The following is a 13,409-nucleotide window of genomic DNA, read 5'->3' on the forward strand; positions in this document are numbered from 1 at the left end:
TCCGTTAATCGCTCCCTTGCCGTGAATACGGAAAACAGCAGCCTTCACTTGCGAAGCCGCTGTCTATTCCTTCCTCTATTATACGCTTTTATTAGATATCCAGCGCGGTTTGTTTACGTGTTTTTCCACTAATGCCGCTCTCTGCACTTCTCTTCGCTTCGGCCTCATCCCGCTCTGCTCTGCGCAGAAACTTTTGGCCTCTCCAGCGAATTAAAGACAATATTCCGCGGATGTACTCATCTAAGATCATGCAGGCATATATCCCGATCAAGCCCCAGCCAAGTTGAATTCCCACAAAATAAGCTAATCCCGTCGCAATCAGCCACATCGAGAATACCGAAGTCCACATCGTAAAACGGGTATCGCCTACCGCATTTAATGAATTGCCGAGCGCCATATTGATCATTTTGCCCGGCTGCAGCAGTAGATTCATTCCGAGCAGGGACACGCCTAACGCTACGATTTCTTTGTTATCAGTAAACATGCCTAGCAGCTGCTTGCCAAACAAATAGATAAGAAACGCGTTAACCGTCACAACCGCAAGCCCAATCCACATCGCTCGGAAGGCGATATGGTACGCTTCTTTCACTTTGCCCGCTCCAAATAGATGGGCAATCTGAATTTGTACTGCCAGTGCAATCGAATAACCAAGCATGAAGCAAAACGATTCCAACGTATTCATATACGTCCGTGCCGCCAGCTCATTCGAGCCGAGAATAGCCAAAAAGGTGAAAATAAGCAGCTGCGTAAATACCCAGCAAGACATATTTACGCCAAGCGGCCATCCTATACGGAGAATTTCGCCGAACAGCTTACGATTAAATACATTAAAGTCACGAAGAGCAATTGTACGTTCAAAAGAGCTAAGGAACATGATGAACAGCACAATCGTAGCGAGCAAGCGGCATAACACGGTTGAGATAGCTACGCCCATCAAGCCCCATTTTGGAAATCCGAATGCCCCGAAGATGAACGCATAATTGAAAAAAACATGCACAATGTTCATTCCAATTGCCGTATACATAGGTCCCTTTGTATTTCCCGTATTCCGAATCGATGTGCTAAGCGCCGACATCAACGCAATCAATACCATTCCGCCGCCGACTATCGAGATATACGTCTTTGCCAGAGGAATTAAATTTTCTGGAAGCTGCAGCACCGCAGCGATCTCGCCTGGAATGAGGATGAGCAGCCCGCTAAGCAAAAGCCCAATGATGGCACTTACTTTCACCGCCATTATAGCGATCGTGCGAGCATCCTCGCCATTTTTGGAGCCTATTTTTTGTGCAATGAGTATGCCCGCTCCACTCGCGACCGTTATAAATAAAGTCGTCAACGCTTGAAACAGCTGGTTAGAGAAGCCTACTACCGCTACTGCATCATCCGATATCCGGCTCACCATCAGCGTATCCGCCGCACCGAGCAAAAATTGTAAAAACAGCTCTATGAATATTGGCCACGCCAGCATCCAGAGCGAAATCTTTTTGTTAGATAAAGCCATCCTGTTGTCCTCCTGCATCGGCTGCCTACTAGCGGCCGTATCCGTTGTCTTATCATCAATCGTCATATCAAATTATAGATGCTATACTGAGCTTGATGTATCACTTTTACAACTGAAACTATAACGATTCAAACTTCAATATTTGAAGGAGAAAATCCTAACATGACCATCATTCATATGACGATTCCACCGCTGCCGCATTATATCATTGGGGGTTATACGGTTGCCCCTTCTGGCCGCAAGCATCCAAGCAGATGCAACATTAATGTGTTTGATTTGCTTGTCGTAACGCGGGGCTGCTTATACATGGGAGAAGAAGACCAGCATTATGAAGTGAGCGCAGGGCACGCACTTATTCTCAGGCCGGATGCCCATCATTACGCAACGCGTGCATGCGACGAGCAGACCGCTTATTACTGGATTCATTTTCAGACGACTGGGATGTGGAGTATAACAGATCAATCCATGCCTGAGGTACCGCCTGACAGTTCCAAATCTAGAATACTGAGCACCAACATTTATACGGCACAAACCTTTGCCAAACAGCTTCCCCAGTTTGCTAAACTGCTGCAGCCCTCCAAGATGGATAGTCTGCTGCGCCAGTTGGTTCAGCTTAATATGAATGATCATATTCCCAGCGTAAAATGGAAGCAGCAGCTTGTATTCCAAGAGGTTATCGAGCATTTATCCGCATCGATGGAAGCGGAGGGGCCTTCTCCCTCTATTTTGTGCGCAGAGCAAGCAGCTTCCTATTTGCGAGAGCATTATCGTGATAGTATAACCGCGCAGGAGCTGGGAGACAGCATTAACTTTCATCCCGTTTATATCGCAAGATGCATGCAGAAGGAGTTTGGCTGCGCGCCATTCGATTACCTCATGCGTTTCCGGATTGAACAAGCAAAGCTGCTGCTGCTTCAAACGGATCTGCCTATCGCCCGTATCGGAGAACAGGTTGGCTTTAATCACGCTGCCTATTTCACCTCTTGTTTTGCCAAATACGAGAGCATATCGCCGCGCAAATATAGACAACGATTTTCTCATGGGTAAGGATGGGTGCATTCCCGCCAAAACATTACACCGAACATCACGCTTTTCCTTCGACATCAGTCACTTGCCTGCTTGCTCATAAAAAAGGAACGGCTCCCTCTAAGGGAACCGTTCCTTCCTTATGCCCTATTGATTATGCACCGGTCGATACGCCATCACTGCCGCTTACAGCAGCCGTACTTGGCTTCTTGCCCCAGCCAGTAAGCCACTTGCCTAACCGAATGGATGGCAGCTCTATGAAATAGTAGCTTAGCGCCCCGGCTCCGAATGAAGCAACAAAGGCGAGTATCACAATAAACGTTGTTTCCAGTTCGCCATTCAGCAGATGGATGAGCGACAACAGGATAATCATATGATACAAATAGAGACTGTATGAGATTTTACCCAAAAACAATAAAGGCTTTCGCTGCAGCTGCCTCGATAAACGAACGGATGACAGCGCTGTAATAATAAAGATCGAAGCGCCAATAGCCGTCATCCAATCGCCGCTGTGCGGCATGAGCATGTCATGGAAGTCCTCGCCATAACCGATCCATTTGAACGAATAGAAGCACAGTCCGATAATAAGCATCAGCATGACCCGCCAACCATGCAACCGTGAAAATGCTGACTTCAGCTCTTTCTGATATTTGGCCAGCAGCGCCCCTATAATGAAGAAAGAGGCATAATGCAGCGAGATCACAAAGTTCGTCATATATTTCGTTTCAAAATTTTCAAGCATAATTTCAGCGCCAATGGATAAGACGAGTGCCAGCGGCAGCCCTACCTTCCAGCTGCTTTTGACAATGATGAACATAATAAACGGGAACAACAACGAGATGCGCATTTCATGAACGAGCGTCCACAAAATCGGATCATACCTCGTCGTATTGTAGTTTCCTACAAACAGCAAATGATGAATGATTGAGGTCACATTAGGGGGGATCACCCACAGATTGTTATAATAGCTCGTCAAATTCGTCAGCTTCGATACATAGACGACTTCCCTCATTAATATGGCGATCAGCAATGCGACGAGAAAAGGAATGTAAATACGGCAAATCCGCTTAATTACATATTTTGAATAGGATTGCTGGCGGTTGCTGAAAAACGGCAAGGAAAGTACAAACCCGCTGAGCAGAAAAAACATAATGACCGCTTCATGACCGCCCCATATCGCATGCAGCGGTGTGTATTTAAATAGGTTAAGCGGGTAATCAAAAAAGCTGAGATCAGACGTGTTTTGCGCAATAGGCGCAAATACCAATAAGAAATGACCAATCATTACGGCTAATGCCGCCAATCCCCTAAGTGAATCTAATTCCTCATAGCGCTGCAAGCTGCAATTCCCCCACATTTACCGAATCTATACAATGTCAAAGACGATTATAATGGATAGCAGCCTGCTTTGTCCGCAACTATTTTTGCACGCAGCCCGCAAGCTGAAATTGATTAATTAGAATAACTCCTATCATCAATATTGAGATCGATTCCGTGACCTTGATCGCCACAGCTTCACCACTCCTAAAATACACAAGCAGATAAGCAGTCCCGCACATCCACCTACAAAATCAAGAACTACATCAGTTGCATTACCCGTACGCTCGTCAGAGCCTAATTGATTCCATTCATCCATAGCCGGGACAGCAATGGCAACCATCAGTGTAAGTATAATGGAAAGGAACCAGCGTCCGCGGGTCAATGCTCGCAGAAACATAAACATCAACGCAGCAAAAGTCGCATACACAAACAAATGCGCGCCCTTTCGAAACAAAAATTCGATAAAGCTATAAGGCCGATCATGTGAATTAACGATGCTCGTTCGATAGGTAATCGTAACATCCGGCAGCCATCTCACGAGCTGATCGTATGTAAAGTGACTGCGCAAAAACGGMTGAATACTTTGTTGCTCATATGTTTGGGATGAAAATAGGAATAAAAGCCCGAGCCACCCTACTAATAATAGCCCCCACATCATAGTCGGCTTCCATCTAGCAGGTCTATACATATTCAAGTGCACCTCCTGTAAAGCAACCAGCTTCCAATTTATTATCCCTCTATCATACTTGAAAAAAACACTCAAATAAAATGCGAGCATAGGAGTGCTAAATTAGGCATGCCAAAGAACGGCTTGCTCACAAAAGCGAAGCAGCCGGCGGCGCTGAATTTTTAACTGAGAAATAAAGAAATATAATCCATCAATTATCAATATAAATGATATAAAAGTCCTATTTCAATATAGTCAATAAGCCTAAAGTTAGGTATTATAACTAAAAAGAAGTGAAATGAGGGCGATAGACATGTCTAGTTATTTAATGTTTACTGAGCTATCAACGCCATTGAAATGGTTTGGAATTCGGATTTTCAAGGATGAGAACGGCAGCTACTGGTATAAATACAAACAAAATAAACGTAAACGTATTTTTAAATAGAGCTATCGTCATCTAATAATGTACGTGATGCACAATTTTCCTCATTCATGCAGCCTCTCTCAAATCTTACGCAATCATAGCAATTAAGAACAAGATCAAGCGCCCTGCTTGCTCCCAACACTTCATCAGCTTGATAAGACTGGCACACTAATAGCTTATCGATCATTTCCTGCCGCAGCAGCTCAATCGTCTGCTCTAGCTTTATTTTGTGTAGAACAGTATCTCTATTAATGGTCCCTCACCTCTCCCTGAGCATGCGTATTACGAACGGTATCAACATTTAGTTCCTCGCTATACATATTGCTTATTCTTCTCATCACTTGACTAGCCGCTGCAAAATCGCCATCTTTTTTATAGCTATCCGCGAGTGATTCAACAAGTCCCAGCAGCATGTATTCCAGCCTGCTTCGTTCCTGAACCGCCCAGTTATCGTACAAGCCTGCGAGCATTTCTTCTACAGGATAGACAAGCAATTCTTTAATAAGAATAAATTTCCTTAATGCTCTTTTCTCCATATGAGCCTCTTCAAGCGACTGAATCCATTTCAGCAAGTCACACACGACAACCGCGTTCAGCTTAACATGGCTGCGATTAGCAACAATCGGATTCGTCCCCGCCGTATCGAACAATCCTTTTAAATGAGAAAGACTAACTCGCAGCAAATTACTTGCTTTGCTAATCTCTGCAAGTGGCCATAACGCATCGCATAACTGTTCTCTGGTCGGATTCGGGTAAAACATTAAATAAATAAGCAATCTCTTCGCATTACGCTGCTGCCAGCCACTCGATATTTCCTCGCCATTAATAAATACACGAAACGCTCCAATTAGCTTGACCTCGAGCAGCACATCCTTGCTTGGAGTACTCTTATAGGCATCGCCAAACATTTTAATGGCATCGATACTCATTAACCCAAGCAGCGGATCTCCGACATGAGTGCTCTCCGTGCCACTTAAAGGGTTGGAGAGGAAATCTAATATCTTCTGAGCGGCATAGGTCTGATTATCTATAAACACCAAGCTAGCTGCATCAGGCACCGTTACCGAGAACGCATTCGGAATAAACTGCGCCGTAATCTTCGACATATAGGATGGATATATCGTATCTTTGTCCCCCGCCATAACGAGGCAAGGCTTATTAATTGCGGATAAGTCATCCAAAGGATTCTCGGCTGCAAAGAGCTCAATTAATTTAAAGTACACATCCATGTCGCACTGCAAGTACGCCTCTTTTACCCATCTTGTCTCTTCCCTATCCTGAGGCAAACAGGTTACTAAACTAGCCATCTGCTCCGCCAGTGCAGCTGCCACACCGTTCTCAGCATAGCTCCGGCGCAGCTCAACCGAACGCTCCATTGCCTCCGGAGGATAAAATCCAATCGTCGAAATAAGAACAAACGACTTCACTCGCTCCGGGCGGCTAATTCCATACCTTGCAGCAAGATTACCGCCAAGTCCATGACCGACCAAATGTGCCTCCGTTATGCTATATAAGTGGAAAATTTCATCAAGATCATTGCAAAGCAGCTCCCATGTTAACTGAGAACCGTCATGTGATCGCTCCCCATGCCCGCGCAAATCATACCGTACAACATGATACCGTTCAGTTAGCACAGCAGCCATCGGCTCCCAGACACGAGCATTTAGGCCTAGACCGTGTAAGAGTACTACAACTTCAGCATCAGGATCAGAAGTGCACTGATTGAATTGGTAGAACAAATTAAATATGTCCATAGTCCCCCTACATTACCACTACTGTATGATTTTAGGTTAGTCTGTAATGCTAGTGTAATGCAAATTTTAGTACTATGGTAGTGGCTTTGCTAGTGAAATGAGTCATTTTTTTACATTTTACAACAAATTCTTGTAAGGGGAGACAAAAAACATGCAAAACAAGCTATTTGAACGCAGCTTTTTGCTGTTAATGATCACTCTGCTTGATTTGGGTAATCCTTTTCGTGTTAAAATATATCAGGAATTGGATTGGAAAATTCATTATACATTTTTAATCTGCATCACAACCTATAATAAGCTGAACGTACCGCTAACGACTTACAAGCCTTAAGGTTTGTATTTAAGGAAGTGTGGGCTAAATGGGAGCCCTTATCCCCTATAGCTGCAGCTGGTCTCTTATAACTAAAATAAATTATAAATAAATGCAAGCAGATGCATGTATCACTTCATGTAATTGTAAGGATAACGCAAAGCAGGGGCAGAAGAAGTCATCGCGACCTCTTCTGCCCCTGCTCTAATTTTACAAAAAAGAAGTGAAAACTCCTATTACATCAAACCCTCTGCAATAGCTCTTCCTGCTTCAAGCTCTTTGTTAAAGGCTTCTCTGTAGGAAGCAAGAACGTCTGTGCTATACCCATTCGTCGTCAGCTTAGCTTTCGTATCGGACATGATAACTTCAAATTTTGCAGAGCAATTGTCTACTTCTTGAAGTCCTTTAGCTTTAAGCTGAGCTTGAACCGTCTTATCCGTTGCCGCTACATACTGCAGTCCAATATCCATTAGAGTCACCTTGCAGCTTTCTTTCAGCGCAGCGAGCTTGTTCTCTGCTTCTGCTGTAATTTGCTCATACGTCGGTTTAACTGGTACGCCACCACCGCCGGCATTACCCGTACCGCCTGTACCACCAGAGCCTCCAGTTCCGCCACCCGTGCCTGGAAGAACGACTCCGCCGCCACCTTGCTCAGCTCGATATGCTGCTGACTCACCGCTAACTGTTTTCGTCACCGGATCGTAGCTAATCTGTGTGCCTACTGATTCTGACAAGAAGCGAATGGGCACATAGATCGAGCCTTTATAGGCATAGAGGGATTGACCAGCCGGCAATGCCTTCGTCTTTCCATTAAACACAAGAGTTGCATTAACTGGCTGTATTGCAATTGTAACGCTCGTTTGCGGCTTCTGGCTGCCCGTAGCGGCACTCTGCAATTGTTTCTTCAGCGCAGCAAGCTCTTTCTCTGTTGGCTCGGAGATCGTCGCTTTCGCACCATCCCAATTTACTGTTTTTAGCAGCGCGTAAGAAATATAACGAATCGGTACGTATGTACTTCCTTGATGAATAAATGAATATTGTCCATCGGGCAGTTTGAGTGCTTGTCCATCAAATTGCAGCTTAATGGGCTGTGTCTTTGTCTTAATCGTTTCGGTTGCTGCGGATGCAGCGGTTGCAAGTACGGATGACAACATCATTACAACTAGAAAAATAGATAGAATACGTGACTTTTTCATAGAGCCTCCTCAGAATAGTAAAGCTTACTTGTTTAGCGAGTTTGCAATTACTGCAAGCGCATTGGCTCTAGCACCAGCCTTCGCACTCTCGTATTGCGCGCTCCAATCCGGAAAGCTTTGCTCACCTAGATCGGCTGCTTTATACTCGCTCTTGGCATTGCTTATTAATTGATTGAACCTGGCATCACAATCGGCTTCCGCAGAAAATACCTTATTCAGGTATTTACTTTGAATAGTAGCAAGCGTAGCTTCTTCATCACCGCTAAGCTCTTTCGCAATCTGCTTAACCAAGCTATTGCTGGTTGCTTGACACGAAGATTTCAGTTTTTCCAGCTTTGCTGTAACCGATGCATCAATCTCTTTTTTCTTCTGGGACTTATTTTCGGAGTTTGAAGATCCCTTATCCGGCTTTTGTCCCTTGTCTACATTATTAGACGCTTCATCTGGCGGCAAAGTTGCGCTGGGACTAGGTTTTAGGACTTCATCTGGCTGCGTCGTTGGAACTAGATCAGGCTCTTGTGATGGAGTAGCATCAGGTTCTGAAGTCTGATCTGTCTGATTAGTAGATTGTTCATTGGGCTGCTCCGTAATCTTCGGCGACTCTTGTCCTGCATTGCTATCTGCAGCTTCTTCAAGACGCCCATTCAGTTCATCTACCTGATTTAACTTCGAATAGAGACTCATGCTTCCATAAATGACAATACCGATAACAACGAGAGCACCTGCGATAATCATTAGTGTTTTGTTCGTTTTTTTCATTGTTTTGGTTTCATATGAGCCACTAAAGAAGCAATGATTGCATATGAATCTCCTTCTTAGAATTTAAAATAAAAAAGCTGACGCTTCATAGTGACGGGGCGTCAGCTTGCGGATATAGCGTTTTCAGATCTGTTAACGACGCCATTCGTGCTAGTTCATGAGACAGCTGCTAGTTTATTTTTGTGATAAACAATCCTCAAATAAATCTCCATGCGCTTTTTCTCATCTAAGCAATCTTCCCACAGCAATTCATTGAATCCCATACAGAGTTGATGCCATTCACGTACAACGTTTGCGCGCATGAACATAATAATAACCTCCATGTTTCCACATAAACCACGCGGGAGGCACGATATTCGGTAGCTGGCTGGCAGTCTTTTAAAAGATAAGCCCCTGTAGCTTTGCGTCACCACTTTTCAATGGTTTTGCCTTTATCGTGTGGTTATGCGGTTGTTTTGTTTAATGGTATGGTAACAAAATTGTTGAGGGGTGTATAGGGTTTGTTGAATTATCAAACGTTACTAAATTTAATGATATTTTTCTCAAATGTAGTACGTCTTTGAACTGTTTTTGTAACTGCTCTATTCGTATCCATTTGGATTATTTAATTGCCAACGCCAAGAGTCTGCGCACATTTCTTCAATACCTTTGTTAGCAACCCACCCAAGTTCTCTTTTCGCTTTTGTGATATCTGCAAAACATACAGCTACGTCTCCAGGCCTTCTCTTAACAATTGTATACGGAATAGTCACACCAGAAACTTTTTCGAAGGTTTGTACAACGTCTAATACGCTATACCCTTTACCAGAACCTAAATTATAAACTTCTACACCTGTACCTAACATAGCTTTATTAAGAGCCTTTAAATGTCCTATTGCAAGATCTACCACATGAATATAATCTCTGACTCCGGTCCCATCATGTGTTGCATAGTCATTACCATAAACTTTAAGTTGAGCTATCTTTCCCATTCCTACATTTGTAATTATGGGCATTAAGTTATTTGGTATTCCTTTCGGATTCTCACCAAGCAAGCCACTTGCATGAGAGCCAACAGGATTAAAATAACGTAATATTAAAATACTCCAGCCTTTATCTGAATCATAAATATCTCTAAATAATTCCTCAATTATTAATTTAGTACGACCATAGGGATTTGAAGAACCTAACAAATGATCCTCAGTAATTGCTCCTGATAAAATAGGAGAATAAACAGTGGCTGAGGAACTGAAAACTATTCTTTTCACGTTATACTTTTGCATAACTTGGCATAGAATTAGAGTTCCTGTAATATTATTGTGATAATAATTAAGTGGTAATGAGACTGATTCGCCTACTGCCTTAAGTCCAGCAAAATGAATAACAGCATCAATATTATTTTCTGAAAATATTTCATCTATACTCTCTTTGTTTAACAAATCAACATTGTAATATTTCATTGGTTTTCCTGTTAACATTTGAATTCGATTTAAGGATTCACGGTTACTGTTAGACAGATTATCAATAACTACTAATTCATAACCAGCATTTAATAATTCAAGGCAAGCATGACTTCCAACATAACCAGCCCCCCCTGTTACTAAGATAGCCATTACTATCACCCTTCCTTTTTTATCAAACTTATTGAACACATAAGAAAATTGTGTTCTGAAAATAATTAATTTATGAGATTATTTTTATAATTTTTTTGATAAATATTTCTTAGATTTATATTTCTGAAATAAAGATCTCAAAGGAGTAATTAACAAATTCCTTTCATAGTTATTCATTCCTATAGTCCACATTAAAAAAGAAAATAAAATTAAATATACAAAAATTTTAATAAACAATTGAATTAGATTTATGTCAATAATAAAATAATTCAATAACAATCCGAACATCATTGCAGTAAAAACTGATACACTCATCTTAAGTATATTTCTCCAAAATCCTATAATATCAATTTTCAATTTGATATAATAATAAATATTCATAACAAATACATTTCCAAGAACTAAAGCAACAGTTGTTCCAATAGCAGCTCCGATTCCGCCGTAAATCTTTCCAAGATATAAACTAACTACTATACTAAGTAATGCTATACATACGTATGTGATAGCACGAAAACCCATTATATTTTTAGCTTGTAATATCGTCATACTTAAAGTCTGAATTAAAGGTACAGTAAGAGGTATCATAATTATTAATGCAATAATATAAGCATTAGAATAGTCTATTCCCGCCCAATATTTTATAAATGCTTTCCCATAAAGTATAAAACTACTTAGAATTAATGATAGTATTATATATTGTAATCTACCTATTCTGATAAATACATTTGAAATCTCTTCTTCTGAACTATTCTGTGCAATCATCTGAGTGATTCTAGGAAGAAAAACCCCGCTTATAGCTGTAGATAATGCCATATAATAATTCACGAATTGTAAAGCAATGGCATATACTGCAACCATTTTCGAACCCGACACAATACCTAATATGAATTGGTTAGATCCCCAATATATTTTATCAACTATAATAAACAAAAACATCCAGAAAGAGTATTGAAATATCTCTTTTAATAAAACAAAATCAAAATTTTTGAATTTTAATTTTGTATTTAATTTCACAAAACAATACCACATATTAGCTACTAAATAAACAATATTAAAAATAGTTATTGTTAACACCAAAGATAAAGACTTGTATCCCATAAACAACAATAAAAGCATAATAAGAGGAACCATTAAAGATCTTAAAATATTAGTAATCTTTAAAAAGACAAAACGTTCATAAGCAGTAGCTATAGATGTGAATGTTCCTAATGGAAAGGTTATAGCTAGATTAATTATTAATAACAATAACATAATTTTCATTTTATACATTTCATCTGGTAACATTGTTGTTGAAAATATCCTGTCAACAGTCGAATATAAAATACCCCCAACAAAAATAACTATAAGGCCTATAAAAGTGTTTATAGTTAGAAACATCCCATTTAAACTATATTCATTATCTTTGTCTTCTGATAATCTATACATTGCTATATATCTGACAATCGCACTCCCAATACCAAAATCCAAGATTGTAAGATAACTAACTATCGACGATGTTAACGAATATAGACCAAATTCAGATTGTCCCAACTCCCTTAGTAAGGTTGGTGTAAGAAATATCCCCGTTATATTTGTAATAATCAAAAGTAAATATGAAAGTAGGGCTCCAGCTTTTACTTGATTATATTTCAATCAATTACTTCCCCTCGCAAGAGTATATTAAATAATATAATCCTTCATAAGAAATTATATTTATTACCTGAAATTTTAGAGTTAAGTATAATTGTAAACACTATGAAAATATTATTTTGCTCAATTCATTAAAATGATAACTAGTATCTGCTTTATCATTTGTAAAATCATTGAAAATATTCTCATTAGAAATTAAGGACCTTACTATATCATCAATATTATAATTATGTAGTTTCATATCTTTAAACTGAATACGTATCCCTAAATACGATTCATCATCAAGATAATTATCCATTTTATTTGAATATACAATTGGTAAAAAAGGTATTCTGAGTATTTGTGATAGTACTGCGCTGTGAAATCTAATTGTGATAAACTTTTCGCATTGTTTCATAGATTCAATGAAAGTCTCATGACATCCTAAATATGCAATTATATCGATTTTATCTGGATATCTCGATAATGTTTTTATATGGTGCGCTGATGATAAATCATTTTCTTTTTCAGAATCAAATGCAAACAAAAGAACTTTATTTCCTGTTACTTCAATATATTTATCTGCAATAGCTGCTAAAAAAGTATAACTTGAAAAGTTATATTCGCTATTTTGTATTGATCTATAAGTGGATATTCCTAAATAGGTTGGGGTGGAATAATTGTCTGATTTTAATTCATTAGCATAATTAAAAACAATATCTGAGGCCAAATGAAAGTTCCTAACGCTTTTGAAATTAGCAATAAAATTATATGATTCCCTATCTCTAACAGAGACTATGTTATTTAATTGAAGCTCTTTTTTTGTCAAAATTAATCCAGCTTTATTTTTATATGGACCAAGGTTACAACCAATCGTTGCTAATTTCATGTTATTTCTCTTAAATTTATAAAGCATCATAATCCTTCTAATCCTATATATAATACCTTTAATGTTATTCATATCATTGAACAACGAACCTCCAATTGATATATGCACTTTAAATTGTTTTAAGTATTCTTTATTAGTACTAAACGTATGAAATATTATATTTTCATAATTTCTAAATGTATTATGTACAGCACTATTGTTACTAGCAATATAAAAACTGCAACTTGGAAATTTTTTAGCTAACAATTTGATCATAAGATCATCACCAATGTTATTGTCAAGATATGCTGATACAAGTATTTTCAAATTTATAACCCTTTCAAATTCACCTAATTGGGAATTGTAAATTTATTAGAACCATAT

At 39.7% G+C, this 13,409-nt stretch carries 13 protein-coding genes and 1 riboswitch; of the genes, 3 read left to right on the forward strand and 10 right to left on the reverse strand.

Features of this window, described 5'->3' with window-relative positions; genetic code table 11:
* Positions 1–91 precede the first annotated feature (91 nt).
* On the reverse strand, positions 92–1,501 hold the full coding sequence (locus tag AC1DM9_RS14795; protein WP_477580696.1) for an MATE family efflux transporter: 1,410 nt from the start codon (positions 1,499–1,501) through the stop codon (positions 92–94).
* Between the two features lie 162 nt (positions 1,502–1,663).
* On the opposite strand from AC1DM9_RS14795, the gene AC1DM9_RS14800 reads away from it, so the two are divergent.
* Entirely contained in the window at positions 1,664–2,548 is an 885-nt protein-coding gene (locus AC1DM9_RS14800; protein WP_477580698.1) for an AraC family transcriptional regulator, read from the forward strand.
* Positions 2,549–2,681: 133 nt separating this feature from the next.
* On the opposite strand, the gene AC1DM9_RS14805 is transcribed toward AC1DM9_RS14800, so the two are convergent.
* Both AC1DM9_RS14805 and AC1DM9_RS14810 read right to left on the reverse strand, forming a co-directional pair.
* A complete protein-coding gene (locus tag AC1DM9_RS14805; RefSeq protein ID WP_477580700.1) occupies positions 2,682–3,866 on the reverse strand; it encodes an acyltransferase family protein in 1,185 nt (394 codons plus the stop codon).
* A 135-nt stretch (positions 3,867–4,001) separates the two neighbouring features.
* The gene (locus AC1DM9_RS14810) at positions 4,002–4,535 is read right to left on the reverse strand and encodes a VanZ family protein (RefSeq protein WP_477580702.1); all 534 of its coding nucleotides are present in this window, start codon (positions 4,533–4,535) and stop codon (positions 4,002–4,004) included.
* Positions 4,536–4,827: 292 nt separating this feature from the next.
* Between AC1DM9_RS14810 and AC1DM9_RS14815 the strand changes: the two genes are divergently transcribed.
* Entirely contained in the window at positions 4,828–4,959 is a 132-nt protein-coding gene (locus AC1DM9_RS14815) for a hypothetical protein (RefSeq protein WP_256710911.1), read from the forward strand.
* Here AC1DM9_RS14815 and AC1DM9_RS14820 read toward each other — a convergent pair.
* Together AC1DM9_RS14820 and AC1DM9_RS14825 are read right to left on the reverse strand one after the other, a co-directional pair.
* The gene (locus AC1DM9_RS14820; protein ID WP_441910641.1) at positions 4,952–5,191 is read right to left on the reverse strand and encodes an aspartyl-phosphate phosphatase Spo0E family protein; all 240 of its coding nucleotides are present in this window, start codon (positions 5,189–5,191) and stop codon (positions 4,952–4,954) included. The two genes, AC1DM9_RS14815 and AC1DM9_RS14820, sit on opposite strands and share 8 nt — an antisense overlap.
* Positions 5,187–6,692: an alpha/beta fold hydrolase gene (locus AC1DM9_RS14825; RefSeq protein ID WP_477580704.1), complete on the reverse strand. Its 1,506-nt coding sequence runs from the start codon at positions 6,690–6,692 to the stop codon at positions 5,187–5,189. The genes AC1DM9_RS14820 and AC1DM9_RS14825 overlap by 5 nt, the downstream gene beginning before the upstream one ends.
* Before the next feature lie 151 nt (positions 6,693–6,843).
* Here AC1DM9_RS14825 and AC1DM9_RS14830 point away from each other — a divergent pair, with 151 nt between their 5' ends.
* Positions 6,844–7,023, forward strand: coding sequence for a hypothetical protein (locus tag AC1DM9_RS14830; protein WP_477580706.1), 180 nt, complete (start codon positions 6,844–6,846; stop codon positions 7,021–7,023).
* A gap of 215 nt (positions 7,024–7,238) precedes the next feature.
* Here the strand turns inward: AC1DM9_RS14830 and AC1DM9_RS14835 are convergent, their stop codons facing one another.
* The 5 genes from AC1DM9_RS14835 to AC1DM9_RS14855 form a co-directional block, all read right to left on the reverse strand.
* The gene (locus AC1DM9_RS14835) at positions 7,239–8,198 is read right to left on the reverse strand and encodes a copper amine oxidase N-terminal domain-containing protein (RefSeq protein ID WP_477580708.1); all 960 of its coding nucleotides are present in this window, start codon (positions 8,196–8,198) and stop codon (positions 7,239–7,241) included.
* A gap of 24 nt (positions 8,199–8,222) precedes the next feature.
* A complete protein-coding gene (locus tag AC1DM9_RS14840; RefSeq protein WP_477580710.1) occupies positions 8,223–8,957 on the reverse strand; it encodes a hypothetical protein in 735 nt (244 codons plus the stop codon).
* Positions 8,958–9,312: 355 nt separating this feature from the next.
* A riboswitch (cyclic di-GMP riboswitch) is annotated at positions 9,313–9,397 on the reverse strand.
* 141 nt (positions 9,398–9,538) lie between these two features.
* A complete protein-coding gene (gene galE / locus AC1DM9_RS14845) occupies positions 9,539–10,549 on the reverse strand; it encodes a UDP-glucose 4-epimerase GalE (RefSeq protein WP_477580712.1) in 1,011 nt (336 codons plus the stop codon).
* 84 nt (positions 10,550–10,633) lie between these two features.
* A complete protein-coding gene (locus AC1DM9_RS14850) occupies positions 10,634–12,181 on the reverse strand; it encodes an oligosaccharide flippase family protein (protein WP_477580714.1) in 1,548 nt (515 codons plus the stop codon).
* A 100-nt stretch (positions 12,182–12,281) separates the two neighbouring features.
* Positions 12,282–13,352, reverse strand: coding sequence for a polysaccharide pyruvyl transferase family protein (locus AC1DM9_RS14855; RefSeq protein ID WP_477580716.1), 1,071 nt, complete (start codon positions 13,350–13,352; stop codon positions 12,282–12,284).
* Between the last annotated feature and the right edge of the window lie 57 nt (positions 13,353–13,409).

The sequence above is a fragment of the Paenibacillus sp. 01T431 genome (genome assembly GCF_056398625.1).